This window comes from Shewanella oncorhynchi (assembly GCF_012584455.1).
Lineage (GTDB): Bacteria > Pseudomonadota > Gammaproteobacteria > Enterobacterales > Shewanellaceae > Shewanella > Shewanella oncorhynchi.
Genome location: NZ_JABAEB010000006.1, coordinates 283,189 through 309,427, shown reverse-complemented (window position 1 = coordinate 309,427; position 26,239 = coordinate 283,189). Strand labels below are relative to the sequence as shown.

The 26,239-nt window shown below is 45.4% G+C and carries 22 protein-coding genes; 13 read left to right on the top strand and 9 right to left on the bottom strand.

The window, feature by feature from the left end:
* Positions 1-87 precede the first annotated feature (87 nt).
* Entirely contained in the window at positions 88-2,355 is a 2,268-nt protein-coding gene (gene clpA / locus HGO26_RS12115; RefSeq protein WP_028759739.1) for an ATP-dependent Clp protease ATP-binding subunit ClpA, read from the bottom strand.
* A gap of 43 nt (positions 2,356-2,398) precedes the next feature.
* Positions 2,399-2,707 (bottom strand): ATP-dependent Clp protease adapter ClpS, encoded by a 309-nt coding sequence (clpS, locus tag HGO26_RS12110; protein WP_006081936.1) that lies wholly within the window; start codon positions 2,705-2,707, stop codon positions 2,399-2,401.
* A gap of 194 nt (positions 2,708-2,901) precedes the next feature.
* On the opposite strand from clpS, the gene cspD reads away from it, so the two are divergent.
* Positions 2,902-3,108 (top strand): cold shock domain-containing protein CspD, encoded by a 207-nt coding sequence (cspD, locus tag HGO26_RS12105; protein ID WP_006081937.1) that lies wholly within the window; start codon positions 2,902-2,904, stop codon positions 3,106-3,108.
* A gap of 320 nt (positions 3,109-3,428) precedes the next feature.
* Here the strand turns inward: cspD and HGO26_RS12100 are convergent, their stop codons facing one another.
* A complete protein-coding gene (locus tag HGO26_RS12100) occupies positions 3,429-5,654 on the bottom strand; it encodes an NADP-dependent isocitrate dehydrogenase (RefSeq protein WP_168825418.1) in 2,226 nt (741 codons plus the stop codon).
* A 343-nt stretch (positions 5,655-5,997) separates the two neighbouring features.
* On the opposite strand from HGO26_RS12100, the gene rluE reads away from it, so the two are divergent.
* The 6 genes from rluE to HGO26_RS12070 all read left to right on the top strand — a co-directional run bounded on the left by rluE (position 5,998) and on the right by HGO26_RS12070 (position 12,064).
* Positions 5,998-6,783, top strand: coding sequence for a 23S rRNA pseudouridine(2457) synthase RluE (rluE, locus tag HGO26_RS12095; RefSeq protein ID WP_211085895.1), 786 nt, complete (start codon positions 5,998-6,000; stop codon positions 6,781-6,783).
* Positions 6,784-6,828: 45 nt separating this feature from the next.
* Complete coding sequence (locus tag HGO26_RS12090; RefSeq protein WP_168825414.1) at positions 6,829-7,323, top strand: NUDIX hydrolase; 495 nt, start codon at positions 6,829-6,831, stop codon at positions 7,321-7,323.
* 309 nt (positions 7,324-7,632) lie between these two features.
* Positions 7,633-8,751: a tRNA 2-thiouridine(34) synthase MnmA gene (gene mnmA / locus HGO26_RS12085; protein WP_168825412.1), complete on the top strand. Its 1,119-nt coding sequence runs from the start codon at positions 7,633-7,635 to the stop codon at positions 8,749-8,751.
* 3 nt (positions 8,752-8,754) lie between these two features.
* Entirely contained in the window at positions 8,755-9,372 is a 618-nt protein-coding gene (hflD, locus tag HGO26_RS12080) for a high frequency lysogenization protein HflD (RefSeq protein ID WP_131523325.1), read from the top strand.
* A 29-nt stretch (positions 9,373-9,401) separates the two neighbouring features.
* Positions 9,402-10,772, top strand: coding sequence for an adenylosuccinate lyase (gene purB / locus HGO26_RS12075; protein ID WP_113940534.1), 1,371 nt, complete (start codon positions 9,402-9,404; stop codon positions 10,770-10,772).
* 152 nt (positions 10,773-10,924) lie between these two features.
* The gene (locus HGO26_RS12070) at positions 10,925-12,064 is read left to right on the top strand and encodes a ribosomal protein uL16 3-hydroxylase (protein WP_168825410.1); all 1,140 of its coding nucleotides are present in this window, start codon (positions 10,925-10,927) and stop codon (positions 12,062-12,064) included.
* Between the two features lie 176 nt (positions 12,065-12,240).
* Here HGO26_RS12070 and HGO26_RS12065 read toward each other — a convergent pair whose 3' ends face one another.
* The gene (locus HGO26_RS12065; RefSeq protein ID WP_011789106.1) at positions 12,241-12,690 is read right to left on the bottom strand and encodes a DUF4826 family protein; all 450 of its coding nucleotides are present in this window, start codon (positions 12,688-12,690) and stop codon (positions 12,241-12,243) included.
* A 280-nt stretch (positions 12,691-12,970) separates the two neighbouring features.
* Between HGO26_RS12065 and HGO26_RS12060 the strand changes: the two genes are divergently transcribed.
* Positions 12,971-14,005, top strand: a complete 1,035-nt coding sequence (locus HGO26_RS12060; RefSeq protein ID WP_028759730.1) for a Glu/Leu/Phe/Val dehydrogenase dimerization domain-containing protein — start codon at positions 12,971-12,973, stop codon at positions 14,003-14,005.
* Between the two features lie 212 nt (positions 14,006-14,217).
* Positions 14,218-14,562, top strand: coding sequence for a hypothetical protein (locus tag HGO26_RS12055; RefSeq protein ID WP_168825408.1), 345 nt, complete (start codon positions 14,218-14,220; stop codon positions 14,560-14,562).
* Between the two features lie 135 nt (positions 14,563-14,697).
* On the opposite strand, the gene HGO26_RS12050 is transcribed toward HGO26_RS12055, so the two are convergent.
* The 4 genes from HGO26_RS12050 to ppsA form a co-directional block, all read right to left on the bottom strand.
* Positions 14,698-15,114, bottom strand: coding sequence for a MarR family winged helix-turn-helix transcriptional regulator (locus HGO26_RS12050; protein WP_028759729.1), 417 nt, complete (start codon positions 15,112-15,114; stop codon positions 14,698-14,700).
* 144 nt (positions 15,115-15,258) lie between these two features.
* Positions 15,259-15,732 (bottom strand): DUF1285 domain-containing protein, encoded by a 474-nt coding sequence (locus tag HGO26_RS12045; RefSeq protein ID WP_168825406.1) that lies wholly within the window; start codon positions 15,730-15,732, stop codon positions 15,259-15,261.
* 122 nt (positions 15,733-15,854) lie between these two features.
* Complete coding sequence (gene ydiJ, locus HGO26_RS12040; RefSeq protein ID WP_168825404.1) at positions 15,855-18,896, bottom strand: D-2-hydroxyglutarate dehydrogenase YdiJ; 3,042 nt, start codon at positions 18,894-18,896, stop codon at positions 15,855-15,857.
* Between the two features lie 98 nt (positions 18,897-18,994).
* Complete coding sequence (ppsA, locus tag HGO26_RS12035) at positions 18,995-21,364, bottom strand: phosphoenolpyruvate synthase (protein ID WP_028759726.1); 2,370 nt, start codon at positions 21,362-21,364, stop codon at positions 18,995-18,997.
* 124 nt (positions 21,365-21,488) lie between these two features.
* Between ppsA and ppsR the strand changes: the two genes are divergently transcribed.
* The 4 genes from ppsR (at position 21,489) to HGO26_RS12015 (ending at position 25,075) form a co-directional block, all read left to right on the top strand.
* On the top strand, positions 21,489-22,301 hold the full coding sequence (ppsR, locus tag HGO26_RS12030) for a posphoenolpyruvate synthetase regulatory kinase/phosphorylase PpsR (RefSeq protein ID WP_028759725.1): 813 nt from the start codon (positions 21,489-21,491) through the stop codon (positions 22,299-22,301).
* Between the two features lie 182 nt (positions 22,302-22,483).
* Complete coding sequence (locus HGO26_RS12025) at positions 22,484-23,548, top strand: 3-deoxy-7-phosphoheptulonate synthase (RefSeq protein WP_028759724.1); 1,065 nt, start codon at positions 22,484-22,486, stop codon at positions 23,546-23,548.
* A gap of 179 nt (positions 23,549-23,727) precedes the next feature.
* The gene (locus tag HGO26_RS12020) at positions 23,728-24,192 is read left to right on the top strand and encodes an acyl-CoA thioesterase (protein ID WP_168825401.1); all 465 of its coding nucleotides are present in this window, start codon (positions 23,728-23,730) and stop codon (positions 24,190-24,192) included.
* 220 nt (positions 24,193-24,412) lie between these two features.
* Positions 24,413-25,075 carry a response regulator transcription factor gene (locus tag HGO26_RS12015; RefSeq protein ID WP_028759722.1) on the top strand — a complete coding sequence of 221 codons (663 nt, stop codon included), beginning with the start codon at positions 24,413-24,415 and terminating at the stop codon, positions 25,073-25,075.
* A 63-nt stretch (positions 25,076-25,138) separates the two neighbouring features.
* Here HGO26_RS12015 and cysB read toward each other — a convergent pair whose 3' ends face one another.
* Positions 25,139-26,122, bottom strand: a complete 984-nt coding sequence (gene cysB, locus HGO26_RS12010; RefSeq protein ID WP_168825399.1) for an HTH-type transcriptional regulator CysB — start codon at positions 26,120-26,122, stop codon at positions 25,139-25,141.
* Positions 26,123-26,239 lie beyond the last annotated feature (117 nt).

Here is a 26,239-nt window from a genome sequence, read left to right as displayed (position 1 = left end):
AGGCCGGGTTTTTTTGTTTGCGAAAGATGAAAAAAATGGCTGCAATTGCAGCCATTTTTATGTCTAAAACTAATGGATAATCAAGCGTTAAGCTTTTGTTGTGGCTTTTTCGTGACGTTCGGTACGAATGACAATCTCGCCCTCCTTCACATCCACATGCGCAACACCACCTGACTCTAAGACACCAAATAATATCTCGTCTGCCAATGGACGTTTGATCAATTCGGTCACGACCCGAGCCATTGGACGTGCGCCCATGTTCTTATCGTAGCCTTTCTCGGCCAACAAGGTTCTGGCTTCGTCGCTGACTTCCAAAGTAACGTGTTTTGCATCCAACTGTGCCTGCAATTCCACCAAGAATTTATCGACCACTTTGGCGATAATCGTCATATCCAAATGATTGAACCAAATGATGGAATCGAGACGATTTCGAAATTCTGGCGAAAATACTCGATTAATTTCAGATAATGCATCTTGGGTGTGATCTTGCTGGGTAAAGCCAATCGACTTACGAATAGTCTCCTGTACACCCGCGTTAGTAGTCATCACCAAAGTCACATGTCTGAAGTCAGCCTTACGACCATTATTATCGGTCAAAGTACCGTGATCCATCACCTGCAACAGCAAGTTATAGACATCACGGTGGGCCTTCTCAATTTCATCCAATAGCACGACACAGTGCGGATTTTTAATCACAGCATCCGTGAGCAAGCCACCTTGGTCATAACCCACATAACCAGGAGGCGCACCAATCAGGCGTGACACTGTATGGCTTTCCATGTACTCAGACATGTCAAAGCGCACCAGTTTCATCCCCAAGCAGTTGGCCAGTTGGTTAGTGACTTCGGTTTTACCCACACCGGTTGGACCGGCGAATAAGAAGCTCCCCACAGGTTTTCTGTCAGCACCTAAGCCACTGCGCGATAAGCGAATGGCCGAACTCAGACTCTCAATGGCCTTATCTTGGCCAAAGACCACCATCTTAAGGTTACGCTCAAGGTTACGCAGTAAGTCCTTATCAGTAGCGGATACCGACTTCTCAGGGATACGTGCCATTTTCGCCACAATCGACTCAATCTCGGCCTGGCCTATGGTCTTTTTACGTTTGCTCATAGGCAGCATCACCATACGCGCACCCGCTTCATCAATCACATCGATGGCTTTATCGGGTAAATGCCTGTCGTTGATGTGCTTGGCCGACAATACTGCAGCGCTGCTGATCGCGGCCTGAGTATAACGAACCCCATGATATTCTTCGTATTTAGACTTAAGCCCCATCAAAATCTTAGTGGTTTCTTCCACTGAAGGCTCATTGATATCCACCTTTTGGAAACGACGTGCAAGTGCGCGGTCTTTCTCAAAAATACTTTGATATTCTTGGAAAGTAGTCGAGCCCATGCAACGCAAATTGCCGCTAGATAGCAAAGGTTTCAGTAGATTAGAGGCATCCATTACGCCGCCAGAGGCCGCGCCCGCACCGATAATGGTGTGGATCTCATCGATGAATAGGATGGCATGCTTATCCGCCGCCAGTTCTTTTAACAGGTTCTTAAAGCGTTTTTCAAAGTCGCCGCGATACTTAGTTCCCGCCAGCAGTGAACCTAAATCTAAGGAATACACTGTCGCTTCAAGCATTACATCGGGTACTTGTTTATTGACAATGCGATACGCTAACCCTTCGGCAATCGCCGTTTTACCTACACCCGCCTCACCCACTAACAGTGGATTATTTTTACGGCGACGGCACAGGGTTTGAATCGCGCGCTCAATTTCTTGGTCGCGACCAATCAGTGGGTCGATGATCCCTTGCTTTGCAAGTTGATTTAAGTTGGACGCAAATTGCGACAACATACTGCGCTCTTCGCTGCCTTCGCCCTGATCTTCAACACGTTCTTGATCTTGATGTGACTCAGCATCATCATTTTTGGCGAAACCATGGGAAATAAAATTCACTACGTCTAGGCGACTAATGTCGCAGCGGCGCAGTAAATACACAGCTTGGGATTCTTGCTCACTGAAAATGGCGACTAACACGTTAGCGCCGTTCACTTCATTGCGACCCGATGACTGCACATGGAATACTGCCCGTTGCAGCACTCGCTGGAACCCAAGCGTCGGCTGAGTTTCTTTGTCATCATCAATATCGGCAATGATTGGGGTTGTTTGTTGGATAAAGCTTGCCACTTCATCTCTGAGTTTATCTAGATTCGCTCCACAGGCGATTAACGCTTCTTGAGCCGCAGGATTGTCGATCAGAGCTAATAACAGATGTTCCACTGTCATATACTCGTGACGCGCGTCTCTGGCTTGCTGAAACGCCAGATTTAAGGTGACTTCCAGATCTTTGTTCAGCATAAGCACCCCCAAAATTAACAACAGACTACAGAGTAAAGCAGTTTTATGCTTTCTCTAACGAACACAGTAACGGATGTTGGTTTTGTCTTGCAAATTGATTTACTTGTATCACCTTAGTTTCTGCAATCCCAAACGGGAAAATACCGCAAATCCCTTTTCCTTGGTGATGGATCGTCAACATGATATCGGTCGCTTCCTGCTCGTTCTTGCGAAAGAAAACCTGCAAAACTTCAATCACAAAATCCATTGGGGTGTAATCATCATTATTGAGTACCACCTTATACATCGAAGGCGGCATTAACTCTGATTCGACACGTTCTTCAACGTGTTCAATATTTCCTATCTTTGCCATTTTTTAATACTAGCCTCTCGTGTTGGCCTCTTCCAATTGATCCGTTCAAATTAATCAGTTGTTACCCCTTTGTTAATTTTAGCTTGACTTCCGCATTTACTCCTTACATTCTGTTGTGCAGACGGTGAACGAATACCCGTCTATACAGGTTTTACTATCTTACTGGTAAGTAGACAACAGAAGGAAGTGGAAGTATGGCAAGCGGAACTGTTAAATGGTTCAACAACGCCAAAGGATTCGGGTTTATTTGCCCTGATCAAGGTGGTGAGGACGTTTTTGCACACTATTCTACCATTGAAATGGAAGGCTATCGAACTCTAAAAGCAGGCCAACCCGTTCAATTTGAAGTAGAAGCCGGTCCAAAAGGGATGCACGCTTCAGCCATTTCACCAACAAAATAACGTTTGGTGAGGCCAATGATCAAAAAGGCAGGGACTTGTCCCTGCCTTTTTATTGCTGCGTGTTTCATCAATTCTCACCACTTAATACTGCATCGCTCATCATCATTTCGCATGAATTTAATTCAAGTTCAATCGCCGCACATCACCCATTACATCCCAGCAAAAAGATTTTATCATCGGTCTCGACAGCAAATTTAGGGTATAAAAAAGGATCTGCAATGCAGACCCTTTTTTAAAATCAGTCTAATGACTTACAACTTTACATCAACTTAGATGGCCACACTGACGCGCACGCCATCTAAAAGTGATAACGAGCGGGATTAAGCAATCAACAGCTTGTTCAACGTCTCGCTTGGGCGCATGGCTTTTTCAGCCTTAGCCGCATCTAAACGGTAGTAACCGCCTAAATCGACTGGTGCACCTTGTGCCGTCGCTAATTCAGCCACAATCACTTGCTCATTCGCCGCTAGCGCATGCGCTAACGGAATGAAGTGAGCTTGTAACTGCTCATCGCCCGTTTGCTCTGCTAAGGCTTGTGCCCAGTACATGGCTAAGTAGAAATGACTGCCACGGTTATCCAGCTCACCGACTCTTCTTGATGGCGATTTATTGCTATCTAAGAATTGGCCAATGGCTTGATCTAACGTATCGGCTAACACTTGGGCTTTTGGATTGCCCACGGTTTGGCTTAAATGCTCAAGAGACGCTGCCAGAGCCAAGAATTCACCGAGCGAATCCCAACGTAAGTGACCTTCTTTCTCAAGCTGTTGCACGTGTTTAGGTGCACTACCGCCAGCACCTGTTTCAAATAGACCGCCGCCGTTCATTAATGGAACGATTGACAGCATTTTGGCACTGGTGCCTAGCTCGAGGATGGGGAACAAGTCAGTCAGGTAGTCACGTAGAACGTTACCCGTAACTGAAATGGTATCTTTGCCTTCTTTGATGCGAGCCAAAGACAAACGCGTCGCGTCTTCTGGAGACATAATGCTGATGTCTAAGCCATCAGTATCATGCTCTGGCAGATACTGCTGCACTTTTGCAATGATTTGCGCATCGTGGGCACGTTTGCTATCTAACCAGAATACCGCTGGAGTATTGCTTAAACGGGCACGGCGCACGGCCAGTTTAACCCAATCACGGATTGGTGCGTCTTTAACTTGACACATTCTCCAGATATCGCCCGCTTCGACGTTATGGCTCATCAATACCTTACCGCTGGCATCAACAACGTTGACCACACCGTCAGCAGGAATTTCAAAGGTCTTATCGTGGCTGCCGTACTCTTCGGCTTTTTGCGCCATCAAGCCCACGTTTGGCACGCTGCCCATGGTTTTAGGATCAAAAGCGCCGTGCTCTTTACAGAAAGCAATCGTTTCTTGGTAGATACCGGCATAACAACGATCTGGGATCATGGCTTTAGTGTCATGCAGTTGACCGTCTGGTCCCCACATTTGGCCAGATGAACGAATCGCAGCAGGCATAGACGCATCGATAATGATGTCGCTTGGCACGTGTAAGTTGGTGATACCTTTGTCAGAATCAACCATAGCCAATGCGGGACGCGCAGCGTAAACGGCGGCGATATCGGCTTCGACTTCGGCGCGGCTATCAGCAGGTAATGTCGCTATTTTGGCATAAACATCACCAAAACCGTTGTTAACATCTACGCCTAATTCAGCGAAAAGCGCCGCATGTTTGTCAAATACTGGCTTGAAGAATACCTTCACAGCGTGACCAAACATAATAGGATCAGACACTTTCATCATAGTGGCTTTCAGATGCAGCGATAACAGCACATCTTCTGCTTTGGCGTTTTCGATTTCACGCTCATAGAAGCTCACTAAGGCTTTTTTACTCAACACCGCAGCATCGATGATTTCGCCAGCCAGCAACTTAAGACTGGACTTGAGTACTACTTCTTGACCATCTTTTTGGGTCAGCACGATATTCACACTGCCCGCATCAGATAAAGTAACAGACTGTTCGCTGCCGTAGAAATCACCGTCAGTCATGTGGGCAACGTGTGACTTGGAATCTTTGGCCCATTTCCCCATGGAATGCGGGTTTTTCTTGGCGAAGTTTTTCACCGATAATGGGGCACGGCGATCTGAGTTACCTTCACGCAATACTGGGTTTACCGCACTGCCTTTAATCTTGTCGTAACGTGTTTTAATTGACTTTTCAGCGTCGGTTTTTGGCTCATCCGGATAATTAGGGATGTCGTAACCTTTTTGCTGCAGTTCAAGGATACAGGCTTTTAATTGTGGGATCGAAGCACTGATATTCGGTAACTTGATGATGTTCGCTTCTGGCTGATTCGCTAACTCGCCAAGCTCAGTCAGATGGTCGCCAATCTTTTGTGCTTCGGTCAGTTGCTCAGGGAAACTGGCAATAATACGGCCCGATAACGAGATATCACGGGTTTCAACCGCAACGCCCGCGGCGTCGGTAAACGTTCTGATAATAGGTAAGAGTGAGAGGGTGGCCAGAGCTGGCGCTTCGTCTGTTTCAGTGTAAATAATTGTTGATGAGTTATCTTTCATGTTACATCCTACATTATTGTAAAATTTAATATTTTTTATAATAATTTTATAGCATGGCGAACAAATCTGAGCACAGGGAAAATATCAATCAAGGCAATCGACCACGCCCTCACCTTTCAAATTCTCAATGCCCTTCTGTCTTTGCGCGCAAGCTAAAATTTGTTACAACGACTCATTAAAACCTAATAAACATTTAGGCACAGATCACATTTTCTGGCCGACATCATAGAGCATTCGCAATAATATTCAAATTCCACTAACGGCGAATGCCAAGTACACTATGACCACATTAACGACTCAATCAAGTCAGGTAAGCGTGTCTCAACCTCCTGTTAGCAAAAGTATGAACAAAAACAAGTTTCAACCTAAAGGTGCCAATGCCAGCGCAAGTTCCCCAGCCAAGAGCCCGATTAAACCCGCTAAGCCCGCCAGCAGAGGCCCTGCCAACCGCGCTACCGCCGTAGATAGCAAAGTGGCGCCAGCACGAAATGCCAATGGCAGTTTAAAGAAAGAACCCTTTAAAAATCCTAATCGACGCGCAATTGCGGCGGCAAAACCGGTGCAGAGTCAAACGCTCGCACCAATTATCGTGCTGTTTAATAAGCCTTTTGATGTACTTTGCCAGTTTACCGATGAACAAGGTCGTAAAACCCTAAAAGACTACATTCCCATTGCTGACGTGTATGCCGCAGGCCGCTTAGACAGAGACAGTGAGGGCTTGTTGTTGCTGACTAATGACGGTCAATTACAGGCAAGGCTGACAGAGCCAAAAAAGAAAACCTTTAAAACCTATTGGGTGCAAGTGGAAGGCGTTCCGACGGAAGATGTACTGACAAAACTGCGCCAAGGTGTTGAATTAAATGATGGTATGACGCTGCCTGCTAAAGTCAAAATCATGGATTCACCCGACATTTGGCCACGTAATCCACCGGTGAGAGAGCGCAAAAATATCCCAACAACTTGGCTAGAAATCCAAATTCATGAAGGCCGCAACCGCCAAGTCAGACGCATGACAGCGCATATCGGTTTTCCGACCTTAAGATTAATCCGTTATAAAATAGGCCAATGGAGTCTAGATAATTTGCCATCGGGTGAGCACAAATGTATCCGTCTCGGTGATGAAGTCTAAATTTCAGCCTACTTTCTTCATTCAAATCCACTCAAAGGAGGCTCCATGAGTCAAAGATATAAACCCAATGTGACCGTCGCTTGTATTATTCATGCGACTTCACTGGACAAATATCTGATGGTGGAAGAGTGGATTGAAGGAGAGCAGCGCTTTAATCAGCCAGCGGGTCACTTAGAAGCGAATGAAAGCTTAATCCAAGCCTGTGAGCGCGAAGTGCTTGAGGAAACGGGCCTTTCACTCAAACCCCAAGGACTCGTCGGCATTTATCAATTCAGCGCCAGTGAAGACTTAGCCTTTGTGCGCTTTACTTTTTTTGTGCAGTTAGATGATATGCCCTCACCTGCGCCGCAGGATAAAGCGATCCATAGTGCGCATTGGTTAAGTCTTGCGCAGATAGAAGCCAAGTCCTCTTTACTGCGCAGTCCCTTAGTACTCGATTGCTTAAAAGACTATCTCAATCAGGCACAAAATGGCCAAACTTATCCCCTTAGCTTACTCAATAGTGACCGCCTCACGATAGCCCAAGCGAGCAAGGCGTGATAGAATACCGCCCCGCATAAACGGCTGGCTAAGCTTAATGCGTGTGCTACTGCAGAGGCCTTGTACAGCAAATAAATAGTTGGCCGTAAATGCGAGGTTTACTGACAGTTTGCGGACTCATTTTATTTGATAGCGCTGGCAAAGTTTGATTTAGCAATCAGCAGCACACGGCACCTAGATGTAAAGCGAGCTTGGATTTTTAGTTAGCCCATATTTTTAGTTAGGTTAGGTATTTTTGTTACGCGCTCAATGTCGCGGCTTAAATTCATCCACCTAGCCAATACACATACTCAATGGTTTTTAGGATTTATGACATCAATCGAACCCACTCATACAGGAAAAAAAGTCATTGTCGGCATGTCCGGCGGTGTAGATTCATCTGTTTCAGCCTATTTGCTTATGCAGCAAGGCTATCAGGTTGAAGGCCTTTTCATGAAGAACTGGGAAGAAGATGACAACAACGAGTACTGCGCGGCCGCAGAAGATTTAAAAGATGCCCAAGCCGTATGCGACAAGCTCGGGATCAAGCTACATACAGTCAACTTTGCTGCCGAATATTGGGACAATGTATTTGAGTATTTCCTCGCCGAATATAAAGCCGGCCGCACGCCAAATCCCGATATCATGTGCAACAAAGAGATAAAATTTAAGGCATTTTTAGAATTTGCCGACGAAATCCTCGACGCCGATTACATCGCAATGGGCCACTATGTTCGCCGTAGCGATAACAGCGACGGCAGTACGCAAATGCTCCGCGGCGTTGATGGCAATAAAGATCAAAGTTATTTCCTCTACACCTTAAGCCACGAGCAAGTTGCCCGAAGCCTGTTCCCTGTCGGTGAGCTCGAAAAATATCAAGTTCGTGAAATTGCCAAAGAAATGGGCTTAATCACCCATGACAAAAAAGACAGTACTGGCATCTGCTTTATCGGTGAGCGCAAGTTCACTGAATTTCTAGGGACTTATTTACCGGCGCAGCCTGGCAATATTGAAACCCCAGAAGGTGAAGTCATAGGCACGCACCAAGGACTCATGTACCACACCTTAGGCCAACGTAAAGGCTTAGGCATTGGCGGCATGAAAAACAGCAATGACGATCCTTGGTATGTGGTCGATAAAGATCTTGAGCGTAACGTATTGATCGTGGGTCAAGGCGGACACCATCCCCGTTTGATGTCGACCGGCATGACAGTTAACCAACTGCATTGGGTAGATAGAACTGGGCCTGTCGATGGTTGTCATATCGCAGTGAAAACCCGTTATCGCCAACAAGATGTGCCTTGTACATTAACCTACACAGATGAACACACCTTGCGCGTGGTCTTCGATGAACCTGTTGCGGCGGTGACGCCTGGACAGTCTGCGGTATTTTATGATGGTGAGGTCTGCCTAGGTGGCGGCATCATAGATCAATTAATCCGAGGGTAACGCGTGAACGAGCAACTCATTAATCGGACTATGGCGTTTGCAGGCATACTGCAAGCCATTGCCCAAGTTCAACATTTAGCGCGCCATGGCGAATTGGATAATGCCGAGCTCGCAGCGAGCTTAAACACCATTCTCGTCACCAATCCTGACAATACGGCCGATGTCTACCAAGATAAAATCGTATTGCAAAAAGGCTATAAACTGATCCTGAATCAGCTCGGTGACAGCAGCCAAAAAGATGTTGAAATCACCCGCTATTTAGTGGGCGTGCTTGCCCTTGAGCGTAAACTCGTGCGCTCTAACAGTGGCTTAGGCATGTTGGCTGAACGTATTAATCAAGTGAATCGCCAGCTACATCATTTTGCCATCACAGATGAGCAAGTTGTTGCCAATCTTGCCAGCATTTACAGTGACATCATCAGTAATTTAGGGCCAAAAATCCAAATATCGGGTAATCCTGTGTGTTTGCAGCGCCCTATTGTACAACATAAAATTCGTGCTCTGCTGCTTGCCGCTATACGCAGCGCAGTACTGTGGCGTCAGTTGGGCGGTAAACGTCGACACTTAGTCTTCGCCCGCAAAGCCATAGTCGATACAGCCAAGAAAAGTCTTACCCTATAATAAAATTAGCGTTCATCAAGGAGCTACACATGGATCTTTCCGCACTAACTGCTATCTCTCCGGTAGACGGTCGTTATGGTAGTAAAACCGCGTCATTGAGAGGGATTTTCAGCGAGTTCGGTCTTACCAAGTACCGTGTTCAGGTTGAAATCAATTGGCTAAAACTGTTAGCCGACTGTCCAGACATTAGCGAAGTGCCAACATTGAGCGCGTCAGCTATCGCCGTACTCGATGGCATTAAAGACAATTTCAACGAACAAGATGCGCTGCGTGTTAAGGCTATCGAAAGCACCACTAACCACGATGTAAAAGCGGTTGAATACTTCATTAAAGAAAAAATCGCAGGCAATAGCGAATTAGCCGCTGTGGGTGAGTTTGTTCACTTTGCTTGTACTTCTGAAGATATCAACAACTTAAGCCACGGTTTAATGCTGACTGAAGCTCGTGAGCATGTTTTACTGCCCTACTGCAATGAGTTACTGACGGCAATTAAAAAGCTGGCGATTGAATATCGCTCTGTGCCATTAATGTCACGTACCCATGGCCAACCCGCGTCACCTTCGACGCTCGGTAAAGAAATGGCGAACGTCGCAGTGCGCCTTGAACGTCAAATCAAACAAATCGCCAATGTTGAAATCATGGGTAAACTGAATGGTGCCGTAGGTAACTACAATGCTCACCTGTCAGCCTATCCTGAAGTTAATTGGCATGAGCTGTCTGAGCGTTTTGTGACTAGCCTTGGCTTGCACTGGAATGCCTACACGACGCAAATCGAGCCACACGATTACATTGCCGAATTATTTGATGCAGTTGCCCGTTTCAACACTGTGCTGATTGACTTTGACCGTGATATTTGGGGTTACATCGCCCTAGGTCACTTCAAACAACGCACTATCGCCGGTGAAATCGGTTCATCGACTATGCCGCACAAAGTTAACCCAATCGATTTTGAAAACTCTGAAGGTAACTTAGGTATCGCTAACGCCCTGATGCAACATTTAGCGTCTAAGCTGCCGTTATCAAGATGGCAACGTGACTTAACTGACTCGACTGTACTGCGTAACTTAGGTGTGGGTATTGCCCATGCGTTGATCGCGTATCAAGCGACCTTAAAAGGCATCAGCAAGTTAGAAGTTAACGAAGCGCATCTGCGTGATGAGTTAGATCACAACTGGGAAGTGTTAGCAGAACCCGTACAAACGGTAATGCGTCGTTATGGTATTGAAAAGCCATACGAAAAATTAAAAGAACTGACGCGCGGTAAACGTATCGACGCGCAGCAACTGTCAGTGTTTATTGACGGACTTGAATTACCAGACTCAGTGAAGGCTGAACTGAAGAAAATGACGCCAGCCAACTACATTGGTCGTGCCGAAACGTTTGTCGACGAACTGAAGTAAGTTATTAATTAAAATTGGCGATTAACTAATATTAAGCTATTGACTGAAATTAGTTATTAACTGAAATTGGCGACGGACAATACTCTTTCTTAAACAGAAATAAGGATTAAGGCGACCCACATCACCGTGATGTGGTCGCCTTTTTTAACACTATGTATACACTCAATCTCGATATCGCCCAGTTTCTTAGTGAATACTGGCAAAAGAAACCCCTGTTGATCAAAAAAGCCTTTCCGCAATTTGAAGATCCTATCAGCGCCGATGAATTAGCTGGCCTTGCCTGTGAAGAAGAAATCTCTTCACGTATCGTTGTCACCAAAGACAATGATTGGGAAGTGGGGCAAGGTCCGTTTGAAGATTACGACAGCTATGGCGAAACCCATTGGCAATTATTAGTGCAAGCCGTCAACCATTGGTACCCAGATTCGCAACCATTAGTTGAAGCGCTGCGTTTTTTACCTGACTGGCGCTTCGATGACTTGATGGCATCATTTGCAACCCCAAGTGGCGGTGTCGGCCCGCACGTCGATAACTACGATGTGTTTATCATTCAAGGCGAAGGTGAGCGTCGCTGGACTGTGGGTGACAATACCCCGCAACAACGCCGCGGTGGCAATCCCAACTCGCCGCTGGTTGAAGACTTCACACCCATTATCGATGTAGTGTTAGAAAAAGGCGACATGCTTTATATTCCACCTGGTTTCCCACACTGCGGCGAAACCCTAACTGTGGCAATGAGTTACTCGATTGGTTTCCGCGCTCCTAGCCAGCAAGAATTAGTCAGTGAAGTCGCCGATTATTTGCTCGACAATAACTTAGGTCAGCAGCGTTTCACATCGCAAACTGAACCGAGTTCAGCGGGTATTGTCAGCCAAGATCATCAAGTGGGCATAATGTCACTCTTGAGTCAGCTGAGCCAAGATCCCAATAGCTACCAAATCGTGTTAGGTAAGCTACTCAGTCAAAACCGTTTCGAGCTTGATTTGTGTGAAGGCGAAGAAGCTTACAGCATGGAAGATTTGCAAGATGCCTTCGCCCAAGGTGCTGGAGTGAGCCGTATCGGTGGTTTGAAAGTATTGCGCCTTGAAAATGACGCCACGCCGCGATTATTCATCAATGGTGATGTACACGAACTGCCCCAAACACCGGCAGACGTAATCGCACAGTTGAGCGATAACGTCAGCTTAAACGCCGATGAAGCGGCTGAAATATGTCAGCATGAAGAAGTCCAAGCCCTACTGTTGAAACTCATCAATCAAGGTTTCTACTACTTGAGCGACAGCGAAGAATAAGCCCTATCGACTTTGTTCGATGACCTTGTTCTTAACATAGGAAATCAACATAAAAGTCAGTATAAAAAAGGCACTCAACTGAGTGCCTTATTGTTATTTCAATTATCAGTATCAATCAACACAAGTGACTGTATTAACTCAATACTATCTAAATACAATCCTCAACTCATTTGAGTTTAAGCATTCCACAGTTTATCGTCGTTGTGCATACGATATAAACTCTCGGCACGCGATACTAATAGTTGAGCAAATTTAGCCTGAGTGGCATCACGGGTTGCACCCGAACGCACTAAGTTTTCCGCCTGCATTTGCCACATCATAGAGAAATGACGCACGGCATCACGGGCCGTAGCCGCCACTTTCACATCGACAAAATCCGACGGTAAATCACCTGACATCACCCAATAGGTTTTGTTGCTTGGACGCTTTGATTCCATCTTCCAAATCGCCATATAAGGCGCAAGATAACGGCTTTCATCGGCTAGGACTTTGCTTGGGATCACGCCTTTTTCAGCGAGAAAACGATTGGCTTTTTGAAATTGAGTTCTGACCCACTCTTGACGCAGCTTTTCTATTTCTTCAGCTGATAAATTTTGTTGAGTTTGGTCGACAGCTTGTTCAGTCATACTTCCGTCCTATCTTATTGTTATAACGCGAACCTAATTCTTGGGATCAGTACGCGATTCATTCTATTCGTTACGTTAAATTCAGTACAATCCATTCTTAATCGCAAAGCTTACGTTTACGTAAAGTGGAAAGCTAAATTGCCACAAATAATGTATTTATTCGGTCATTATGCATGGTTGAGAGTATCGCTAAATGCTATGGTTCTGCAATAAATATAACAAGCAGTCGATAGAGGCTCACCTCGTCGGCTTTTTCATTGTGTATAGCGGAGAAATTCACGTGGCTGTATTTAATCATGTATCCTTTGACGAACATGAACAGGTTGTATTCTGTCATGATAAAGAAAGTGGCTTAAAGGCCATTGTCGCCATCCATAACACTAACCTTGGTCCTGCCGTGGGTGGATGTAGGATGTGGAACTACCAATCGGATGATGAAGCCCTTACTGACGTATTACGCCTCTCTCGTGGCATGACTTATAAAAATGCCCTAGCAGGTTTAACCATGGGCGGTGGCAAATCAGTGATCATTGCCGATCCGAAAAGACAAGATCGCGAAGCCCTATTCCGCGCCTTTGGCCGTTTGATTAACAGCCTAGGTGGCCGCTACTATTCAGCGGAAGATGTTGGCACTACTACGGCTGATATTATGATCGCCCATGAAGAAACCCCTTATATGGCGGGCCTTGAAGGCAAAAGTGGCGATCCATCACCGTTCACAGCCCTTGGCACTTATTTAGGCATCAAAGCTGCGGTTAAACATAGACTTGGTTTAGACAGCCTTAAAGGCCTTAAAATCGCCGTTCAAGGCGTCGGTCACGTTGGCTATTACCTGTGCAAACACTTGCATAACGAAGGCGCTGAACTGATTGTTACCGACATTCATCAAGCCTCGTTAGATAAAGTCGCTACCGACTTTGGTGCCATTGTTGTCGCGCCTCAAGAAATCTACGCGCAAGATGTGGATGTGTATGCCCCTTGTGCCCTTGGCGCAACCTTAAACGATGCGACCTTACCGCAACTGAAAGCCAAAATTGTTGCTGGCTGTGCCAACAACCAATTAGCCGAAGTACGCCACGGTGAACAACTGAAAGAAATGGGCATACTTTACGCGCCAGACTATGTGATCAACGCAGGCGGTATTATCAACGTGTCGTTCGAAAAAGATTACGACGCAGCAAAATCGACGGCTAAAGTAGAAGAAATTTACAACACGCTGCTTAAAATATTCAGCCAAGCCGATGCGCAGAACCGTACAACCGGCGCCGTGGCTGATGAAATGGCAAAAGCCATTATCGAAGCCGCTAAGCAGTAATTTTTCTACGCGTTTATTATTTTTTATGCCCGTCAAATATTGAAAAAAGCGACCTCTGGTCGCTTTTTTGTTATCTAAAATTTAATCTATCACTAAGCTCATGGTTTAACCGCGCTTTTAATTTCGACACAGAATATTCATTTAATCACGCTGGAAAACGTCATATTTGTCTGCTTGAATTAGTCTATCAGGTCCCAGCACAGGATAGCGCTATGATCCGTTTCAAATATGATATCAACCAAGATGTGGTAGAACTGCAAGCCAGCAATTGGAGTGGTTTAGAGCGGGTCTTCGTTAATGGCCAGATGGTGTCGCACAAGCTTAACTTTAAGCCTCAAAGCGAGCATACCATTCAGCTTAAAGACGGCGCGCCTTGCAAGTTTGAACTGCTTATCGATCCCCAAACCGATGAACTCATGTGCCGAATTTATAAGCAACATAGACTCGTCGCTAGCCTAAAACAAGGTAAAGAAAATTTATTAGCTAGCCGGCGTTATTTACAGCACTCAGTGATAGCCGTAAGTCTGCTTTGCGTCTTTGCACTTTACTTGAATTAATCAAACCAGTTTAATCCCGCAAAGTGAGGCATAGTGGGTGGGATTAAACTGGAAAATGATTTAGATAACCACATACAGATAGAAGTAAAAACGGCTAAACCACAGTTTTCCTCCATACCCATTAGATTCAAAATCTCAAGCCAAACGGTTGATTTTATTTAATAGTAAAATGAATGTCTGTTGTTCATCTTCACTTAAATTTGACAGGAATTTTTCATTGACCCGCTCAGCTTCGCAGATAAGATCTTGCTCTAATGCTTTTGCTTCATCGGTCAAAAAGATTTGGAAAGCACGCCGATTATCGACTTCTTGATGGCGAGTAATAAGACCTTGCACCTGTAACTGATCGAGTAAGCGCGTCATAGTGTAATTTGCCACATCGCAACGCTTAGACAATTCAGTTTGGCTTATGCCCTCTTCTTGCCACAAAGCAAACAGCACAGGCCACAGTTTTATATCGAGTTGATATCGCTTAAGATGCAGATCAAGCTCATTTTGCAGCTCGATATTTAAGTGGGAGACAAGATAGCCTAAGCTTTCATGACGATTCAAACAGCACCTCCTACAGCAAAGGTTTAACGCGTTTTCACTTACTCTGCACGCCATCATAGGAACCCAGAGTTAGTTTTAATACTACCACTTAACCCATAATAAACTAGCTTAGACCACAGCAAATTATGCGATTAACCTACGAGCTCATTCCTCATCTAGATCAGATAAATTGAATTCATTCACAAAATTATAGTAACAGGCCCGACCTAATTTGCCCCATAAACCGCGCTCAAGCGGCAAATAAACACTGTCATCGGTGAGCTTCATCTGTTTTATATCGACTTTATGGTGCTGTGTTTCAATACTGGTTCTTACATTGAGCAGCGAATGGGGTTGCGCTCGCTCGAAATCGACAATCAGTAAGGGAGCATCTTCAACCCGCACTCGCACCTTCTCCACTGGGGTAATTAAGAAATACTCATCATCGATGCAATGCAAAATACTGGCGAACAACTTAGCAAACTTGGCTGGCAGCGATGTGCCTAGATATGTCCAATCACCCAAGGCGTTAATGTCAAACAATGGGACTTCACTGCACAATGGCGCAACCGAGGTTAGCCTACTATCAGCGGCGAATTGTTTGAGCGTGTGTTGAATACTGTAAGTCATCTTTTCCATCTAGGCCTCCATCATCCATAAAAAAACCAGCCTTGCGGCTGGCTTTAGTGTGACATTCAACACTTGGATATACCAGTGAGGATAATTACGGCCTTGCTGGTCAATTTAAGTAATAAGGACCATTACGCGTTTACTAACTCAAGTAAGGCCTCAAGTGGATGCTTTGGCTTGTAACCGGCAAAACGTTTTACCTGACTACGGCACGAATAGCCAGACACTAACACTTGCGGCTGCTCAATTCTTGCTAACATTTGCTGCCAAGACATGTCGAACAAGGCCTTAGAGCGCTCGAGGTTTTCCGCCTCATGACCATAGGTTCCCGCCATACCACAACAACCTAAATTAACTGCGGTTAACTTAGCACCGAAATGGGCAAAGATTTTAGTCCACTCATTGGCGGTATTTGGCTTGGCCGTCGATTCGGTACAATGACTAAACCAAGTATATTGCTTACCTTGCGCAGCTTTTGCAGGTAAATCTTTGATGACATTCAGTAGCCATTCGTTGGCTAACTTGACCTCAAAATTACCGCGATTAGCCCCTAAGACTTCACGATATTCATCGCGATAACACAAGACTAAGGCAGGATCGATACCGACCATGGGCATGCCCAGTTTATGGACTTGGTTCAGAAAGTCCGCACTCGACTGCGCCGTTTTAGCAAACTTATCTAAAAATCCCTTGATATGTGTTGGCTTACCATTGGGTTTATAGGGCAATAACACCGGCTTTAAGCCGAGTTTTTCAATTAATTGGATAAAGCGCAACACAAGACCTGAGTCATAGAAACTGTTAAAGGGATCTTGTACCACCAACACAAACTGCGAGCGCTTCTCTTCTGGAATCGCTTGCAACGCAGCTAAGTCGTAACCGCGGCTTGCATGACCATCGAGTCTTTGCTTCAAAGTCGGCACAGATAACGCAGGCGCATCCACATAACCAATCGCCTGTTTAATCACCCATTGGCTCAATGGATTTTGTGCGACAAAGTTAGTGAGACGCGGTGCCGCGGCCATCAATGGCAAGCTATCTTCAATCCCTGCAACGAGATAGTCTTTCGCGGGTCTTAAATAGCGTTGATAGTATATATTGAAGAACTGCGCCCTAAACTTAGGCACATCCACTTTTACCGGACATTGTCCAGAGCAGGCTTTACAGGCCAAACAGCCCTTGAGCGATTCCATCACCTCGTGGGAGTAATCATAATCACGTTTGGCATTGATGGTATTTTGTATGCGCTGCAATATACCAAAAGGTTTCGCTTTTGCGAGGGCATTAACATCAACCCCTTCAGCCTCAAGCAGCCTTAGCCACTCTCTCATGAGCCCTGCACGCCCCTTAGGCGACTGCACTCTGTCACCCGTCACCTTAAACGATGGGCACATGGGCGAATAGCTACTGTAATTAAAACACAGGCCATTACCGTTACAATTCATCACATCGGGGAACGCATCACGCACATCAACGGGGATTTGTCGATCAAACTTACCGCGCTTAGCACTGTCAACATCGTAATAGAGGGCACCTGTATCTTTAGGCGCCACCAGCTTGCCGGGGTTTAGTCGGTTATCAGGGTCGAACAAACCTTTGATATCTTGCAATACACCGAAAAGTTCATCACCAAAGACAGCTGGACCGTATTCACCGCGCACGCCTTTACCGTGCTCGCCCCACATTAGGCCGCCGTATTTAAGCGTCAGTGCCGCGACTTGATCAGAAATGACTCGTAGTAATTTTTCATCTTCAACATCGCACATATCGAGCGCTGGACGAACATGCAACACGCCCGCATCCACATGGCCGAACATACCGTATTGCAGATTATGCCCGTCGAGTAAGGCGCGAAACTCCATAATGTAATCGGCGAGTTTTTCGGGCGGTACCGCGGTATCTTCTGCAAAGGCGATGGGTTTGCGGCGACCTTTAGTGGCGCCGAGTAAGCCAACGGCTTTTTTACGCATGCCGTAAATTTTTTCGATACTCGGCTTATCTTGCGTCACTTGGTAACCCAATACACCGCACTCGCCTTTGCTAATCTGCTCAGTTAACACAGCTTCCAAACTCGCGAGCTTTTGCTCAACGTCGACCGTGTCACCTGCAAATTCGACCATATTGAGGCCATCAATAACTTTACCTGGCACTTCTTGGATAAGATCAGATACCGAATGCCAGACAATATCTTCGCGGGCTAAATTAAGCACTTTTGAATCGACGGTTTCGACCACAGTCGCCCGCGCGGCAACTAAGGATGGCGCATGACGCAATGCCGATTGGAACGAATCGTACTTAATGTTCACCATAGCGCGCTCAGTCGGCAGCGGGGTGAGATTAAGTTTGGCTTCGGTTATCACCGCAAGTGTGCCCTCTGAGCCCGTCAGAATTCGTGATAAATCGAATTGCGTCAGGTTGTCGTTCCACACGTGTTTTAAGTCATAGCCAGTAAGGAAACGATTGAGCTTAGGAAATTGGTTTTCAATTTGAGTTCGCTTTTCGCGGCATACCGCCGCCACAGCAAAAATCAGTTTCTGCCCCAGCGAATTATCACTGACATTATCGGGGTTACACAGTCGTCCCGCATCTAGGGGATGCGTATCCAGCACACTGCCATCGATCAGCACACTGCGCAGCGCTAGCACGTGATCTGACGTCTTACCATAGACCAGTGAGCCCGCACCCGAGGCATCGGTATTGATCATGCCACCAATCGTGGCGCGGTTTGAAGTGGATAAATCGGGACTAAAGAAGAATCCATGGGGACGCAATGCATCGTTAAGCGCATCTTTAATCACGCCAGCTTCAACTCGAACCCAACCTTGCTCAGCATTCACTTCAAGCACACGGTTCATGTAACGCGACACATCCAAAATCAAACCATGGGTCAGGGATTGTCCGTTGGTACCAGTACCGCCACCCCGCGCACTGAAGGTCACGCTGCGAAATGCGTCCGTGGCAGCCAGCGTCAATGCAATTTGAATATCCTGCTGATTTTTAGGATATAACACGGCTTGAGGTAAAAATTGATATACTGAGTTGTCCGTTGCTTGCACTAAACGCGCGCTGTAACGTTTGTCTATATCACCGGAATACTCACTTTGCTCCAGTGCATCAAGGTATGCCAAATACACTGGCTCTAATGTTTGTTGATGTGATAGCAGGGGTAGCATAGATGGCTTCTGTCAATTATCGTTATGGCGCCATTATAAACAAAAAAAAGCCGCTAAAAAGCGGCTTTTTTAACAAGTTTATAAAATTACAATCGAGATCAACCGTGCGCTTCGGCTAAATACAACCAAGTATCAATCACAGTGTCTGGATTTAACGATACGGTATCTATGCCCTGCTCGACCAACCAAGCCGCAAAATCGGCGTGATCTGAAGGACCTTGACCACAAATACCTATGTAAGCGCCCTTCGCTTTAGCCGCTTTAATGGCTAATGAAAGTAGCATTTTAACGGCTTCATCACGCTCATCGAATAAATGGCTAATGATACCTGAGTCACGGTCAAGGCCGAGTGTCAGCTGAGTTAAATCGTTTGAGCCGATAGAGAAGCCATCGAAATGCTCAAGGAATTGGTCTGCTAACAGGGCGTTTGAAGGCACTTCACACATCATGATGACACGTAAACCGTCTTTACCACGCTCTAAACCTTGCTCTTTGAGCAGGCCGACCACTTGCTCAGCTTCTTTCACTGTGCGAACGAATGGGATCATGACTTCAACGTTTTTCAGACCCATGTCATTACGAACACGTTTGATCGCTTCACACTCAAGGGCAAAACAGTCACGGAAGGATTCAGAAATATAACGGCTCGCACCGCGGAAGCCCAGCATTGGGTTCTCTTCTTCTGGCTCGTATCTATCACCACCAACCAAGTTTGCGTATTCGTTAGACTTAAAGTCTGACATACGTACGATCACTTTCTTCGGATAGAAAGCTGAACCGATAGTCGCAATACCTTCAACCAGACGGGCAATATAGAACTCAACAGGTGATTCATAACCAGCAATCATTTCGTTGATTTCAGTTTGCAACGCTGCATCCTGTTGATTGAATTCGAGCAGTGCCTTTGGATGGATGCCGATCATACGGTTGATGATGAATTCTAAACGCGCTAGACCCACACCTTCGTTTGGCAAACGGGCAAAATCAAATGCACGATCAGGGTTACCCACGTTCATCATGATTTTCATTGGCAATGCAGGCAGAGAGTCAACACGGTTTGAAATCACTTCAAACTCTTGTTTACCTTCGTAGATAAAGCCAGTGTCACCTTCGGCGCAAGAAACAGTTACGATTTGACCATTCTTGATACGGTCAGTCACGTCACCACAACCCACCACCGCTGGCACACCTAATTCGCGGGCGATAATCGCCGCATGACAGGTACGACCGCCACGGTTTGTGACGATAGCACTTGCGCGCTTCATGATAGGTTCCCAATCAGGATCTGTCATGTCTGTCACTAACACATCACCAGGTTGGATTTGATCCATATCGGCGATTGACGTTAATACTTTGGCTACGCCAGTACCCACTTTATGGCCAATAGCGCGACCTTCACAGATCACAGCGCCACGGCTCTTTAAGTGATAACGTTCAATCAATTGCACATCTTCACGGCTACGAACCGTTTCTGGACGCGCTTGAACGATATACAATTTGCCATCATTGCCGTCTTTTGCCCATTCGATGTCCATTGGACGACCGTAATGCTTTTCGATCACCATGGCTTGTTTGGCTAATTCTTCAACTTCAGCGTCATTGATAGAGAATTGACGACGTTTGTCAGCAGTCACGTCTTCAATTTTGACTTGTTTGCCGTGAGCAGCATCATCTGAATACACCATTTGGATGAGCTTGCTACCGATATTACGGCGCACAACAGCCTTGTGACCTAAAGCTAAAATAGGTTTATGAACATAAAATTCATCTGGGTTTACCGCGCCTTGAACAACCATTTCACCCAGACCAAAAGATGAAGTGATAAACACCACATCGTTATTGCCAGATTCAGTGTCCATAGTGAACATCACACCTGAAGCCGCTTTATCTGAACGAACCATGCGTTGTACGCCAGCAGACAAGGCAACACCGTGGTGCTCATAACCTTGATGCACACGGTAGGAAATAGCGCGATCGTTAAAGAGTGAAGCGTACACATGCTTGATCGCTGTCAGTACGGATTCAAATCCTTTTACGTTTAAGAAGGTTTCTTGCTGACCCGCAAAAGAGGCATCTGGCATATCTTCAGCTGTTGCAGAAGAACGTACCGCGAATGACGCTTCGCTAGTTTCAGCGGCAAGTTTATCGTAAGCTTCACGAATCGCTTGCTCTAATGCTGGTTGAAATGGAGTGTCGATAACCCACTGTCTGATCTGTGCACCTACTTTAGCCAGCGCATTGACATCATCTACATCCAGTGTGGCTAGAATGTCATAAATCTTCTGGTTAACTCCGCTTTGTTCAAGGAACTCGTTGAACGCATGGGAAGTTGTCGCAAATCCGCCAGGTACTTGAACACCGGCATTGGCCAGATTGCTGATCATCTCGCCTAGAGAAGCATTTTTACCGCCAACCAAGTTGACGTCACCCATGCCTAATTCTTGATACCAGAGTACGTATTGCTGCACAGTTCTATCTCCGCAAGTTTATTTCAGTGGCCCCTTCACACGAGGGCAGCGGCATTTTACACTCCTGTCGAACACGCGTAAATCTATAATTTTATTTGTAATTTTATTACTACAAGAGGTCAGTATGGCACCAAAAGTATTCTATATCTCCGACGGGACAGCGATCACAGCTGAAGTTTTTGGTCATGCGGTTCTCTCGCAATTTCCATTAGAATTTGAGTCACTTACGATTCCATTTGTCGAAACATTGACGAAAGCGGAGCAAGTTAAGCGACAAATTAATGATTGTTTTATTACAACAGGTGAGCGGCCGTTAGTATTCCATTCCATCGTAAAAGCCGAGATCCGCGACATCATCTACTCGAGTGAAGGGGTTGATTATGATTTTTTGAATACTTTTGTGGCCCCACTCGAACAACATTTAGGTGTTTCTGCCTCTCCAGTTGTACATAGAACCCATGGAAAAGCGAATCACGGCTATGAAGCGCGTATTGATGCCATTAATTTCGCCATGGATAATGATGATGGCCAGACCATGAAACATATGGATCAAGCCGATCTGGTTTTACTTGGGGTCTCTCGCTGTGGCAAAACGCCATCGAGCCTGTATTTATCAATGCAGTTCGGTATAAAAGCGGCAAACTACCCTTTCACCGAAGATGATATGGATAACCTTAAGTTACCTGAAGCGCTGAAACGCAATAAGAAAAAACTGTTTGGTTTAACGATTGATCCCGTGCGTTTACATGAAATCCGTCAGAGTCGAATGGAGAATAGCCGCTACTCATCGCTCAAACAGTGCCGCTTAGAAGTCAAAGAAGTTGAAATGCTGTTTAAACGAGAACGCATTCCTTACATAGACACCACTAATCATTCCGTGGAAGAAATTGCCACTAAAATATTAGATGTCACGGGCCTAGAACGGCATATGTTCTAAGCCTAATAAGCCAAAATCAGCAAAAGAAACCGAGTGAATTTAGTCTAAAAGAAACTAACTTAAATCAAATTCATTGCACAGTTGCCGACAATTAACGCAATTGGCACTGTGCAACTCGGTTCGATTCGTTATAATCCGAGGCAATCTGGCGAAAAGCGCCGCACGCAAGCTCGGTATTTTGAATGACCATAAAAACAGACGAACTACGCACTTCCTTATTAGCAAAAGTCATCTCACCTGCGCAACTGGCATCTGAGTTCCCATTAACTCAAGATGCAGCCGATTATCTGGTTCAGCAACGTCGTGAAGTCGAAGCCATCATTATGGGTGAAGACCAACGTCTATTGGTGATCATAGGCCCATGTTCAATCCACGATACTAAAGCGGCATTAGATTATGCTCAACGCTTGGCCGCGTTACACCAAGAATTGAAAGATGACTTGTGTATCTTAATGCGCGTCTATTTTGAAAAACCCCGCACAATTGTCGGTTGGAAAGGATTAATTTCAGATCCCGATCTCGATGGCAGTTTCGAACCAAACAAAGGTTTACGCATTGCCCGCGAATTGCTGCAACAAATCACTGAATTAAAATTGCCTATCGCCACCGAATTTTTGGATATGGTGAACGGTCAGTACATAGCGGATCTCATCACTTGGGGTGCGATTGGTGCCCGCACCACGGAAAGCCAAGTCCACCGTGAAATGGCTTCAGCACTGTCCTGCCCTGTTGGTTTTAAAAATGGTACTGATGGGAACATCAATATTGCCGTTGATGCAGTGCGTGCCGCACAAGTACCGCATGTTTTCTATTCACCGGATAAAGATGGCGCTATGGCGGTCTATCGCACCCACGGCAACCCGTTTGGCCATATCATCCTACGTGGTGGCAAAAAACCTAATTATCACGCACAAGATATCGAAGAAGCGCGTCAACAGCTCGCATCTGTTGGGGTAACTCAACGTATGGTTATCGATTTCAGCCACGGAAACAGTGAGAAGAACCATCTCAAACAGCTGATGGTCGCCGATGAAATTATGACTCAAATGCGTGCTGGCAGCACTGCCATCGCAGGTATTATGGCTGAAAGCTTCTTACAAGAAGGTAATCAAAAAGTCGTTGAAGGCCAGCCACTCTGTTATGGCCAAAGTATCACCGACGCTTGCTTGCATTGGGATGACTCTGAAATCCTGCTACGTAAGCTCGCAGCGGCTTCCCGCGAAAGAAAAGCACTGTTAACCAAATAAATCTGAAGTAAAATAAATCGTCCAATAAAAAACCGATCTCATTTCGGTTTTTTATTGGAAGCATGACATTATCCTCAGTCATATGCCTACTGCACCTTAAAGCCTGTAGTTTTCTATCTTTAACCACCATAAATCTTTATAATTCGAGCTTATTTTGCTGCATTACCTTAGGTTGCTGTATGTCGCTTACCCCCATGTCCACAAACACCGAAAACACCTCACGAATCGAAGCCGCTGAAACACCTTTTCCTGACGCGATTCAAACTCGAATTGATTCCTCAGAAGCGCGTGTGATTAAAGCAGTATTTCCCTCAATCACCAACCATCACAATACGTTATTTGGTGGTGAAGCTTTAGCGTGGATGGATGAAACAGCCTTTATTGCGGCAACTCGTTTCTGCCGTAAAACCTTAGTCACAGTGAGTTCCGATAGAATTGATTTTAAAAAGCCTATCCCAGCTGGCACACTAGCAGAACTCATCGCTCGTGTGATCCATGTAGGTAATACGTCATTAAAAGTTGAAGTCAACATCTATGTCGAAGACATGTATCAAGACCATCGAGAGCATGCCATACGTGGTGTGTTCACCTTTGTTGCGGTTGACGAACAACGAAATCCCACAAAAGTGTGGACATATGGGTAGTTTTTAGACGATTTTAAAGTATAGGTTAGCCCGTACTTTCGGGCTTTCAATTGAAACTATACTGTCCATCTTTTTCCCTGTAAAACACCGACCAAAGTCTAACAACCAGAAACATATCAAAATTTTGTCCTTATTCCTGAATAAAGCAATAGGATCCTTGATTACTTTTCTGTTACATTGAGTTCAATCTTCACGCGCACCGAACATAATCATAAAAGCCATGAAGCTAGAAAACTTAAATATTATTATCGCAGACGATCATCCATTGTTCAGAAATGCACTACGTCAAGCGCTGACCAGCGCTTTCGAGCATGCACAGTGGTTTGAAGCCGACAGTGCTGACGCACTGCAATCTGTATTGGATGTTCGAAGCGTCGATTACGATCTTGTACTGTTAGATCTGCAGATGCCGGGGTCCCACGGCTACTCCACACTTATCCACCTACGCTCACATTATCCTGAGTTACCCGTTGTGGTGATTTCAGCCCACGAGGATATCAATACCATTAGCCGTGCGATTCATTATGGCAGCAGTGGTTTTATCCCTAAATCAGCTTCAATGGAAACCCTAAAAGAGGCGCTAAGTGCGGTGTTATTCGGTGATATTTGGTTGCCTAAAGGCACTGAGATTATTGCTATCAATGACGATGCCATTGATAAAATGGCCAGCAAGTTATCCGATCTCACGCCGCAACAATATAAAGTGTTGCAGATGTTTGCCGAAGGTTTATTAAATAAACAAATAGCCTACGATCTTGGCGTATCTGAGGCGACCATCAAGGCGCACGCTACCGCCATATTTAGAAAACTTGGCGTTCGTAACCGCACTCAAGCAGTTATTGCCCTTGCGCAACTCGAGATGGATAAAGTCGATTTATCTTAATCGCTAAACCCATAAAAATGCCGCTTTTATTAGCGGCATTTTTATGTTTGTAAATCATCCAAGTTAACGCATTGGCAGATTTTTATCGGCAAACATTTCATCTATGAGCTGTTGATCCCGTAATGCTACAGCTTTCTCCACCACATCACGGGTTAAATGCGGCGCAAAGTGCTGAATAAAATCATACATATAACTGCGCAAGAAACTGCCCTTCCTAAAACCAATTTTAGTCGTACTGTGGGCAAACAAATGACCAGCATCAATAGCGACTAAATCTTTATCAACATTTGGATCAATGGCCATAGACGCGATGACGCCCACACCTAATCCTAAACGAACATAGGTTTTAAGCACATCGGCACTGGTCGCACTAAAGACAACACGCGGCTCTAAATTGGCCCGATTGAACGCTTTTTCAATTTCAGAAGCACGGTCAAAACCAAAGACATAGGTCACTAAGGGGAAACGGGCTAAATCTTCGATACTAATCAAGTTGCCTTGATTGCGGGTCGCAAGAGGATGGTCTTTGGGCACAACGATAGAGCGGTTCCAGTGGTAACAAGGCAACATTATCAGATCTGAATATAAATGCATTGCTTCGGTCGCAATGGCAAAATCTGCATCACCGCGAGCTGCCTGTTCGCTGATCTGCGACGGTGTCCCTTGGTGCATATGCAAGTTCACTTTAGGATAGCGATCAATAAACTGACGAATTATCGTCGGTAATGCATAGCGTGCCTGAGTATCTGTTGTGGAAATATTTAACTCACCTTGATCTGGCTTAGTATATTCTTCAGACACTTTTTTGATACTTTCAACTTTACCTAAAATATCATTGGCAATGCTGATCACTTGCAAACCCGCAGGTGTGACATGGGTTAAATGCTTACCGCTGCGACCAAATATTTGGATCCCCAACTCATCTTCAAGCATACGAACTTGTTTACTGATCCCGGGTTGAGAGGTATACAAGTTTTCAGCTGTCGCCGATACATTGAGGTTATGTTTTACGACCTCAGCAATATACCTGAGTTGTTGCAGTTTCATCTTATTTCCTTGTCTCAAACACGCAAAATGCCATTAACAACTGAGCCCTCAAAGCACTCTCAGCTATAATCAATCGTTATAGTATATAGTAAAAATTAAAGCAAATAGGAATATAGA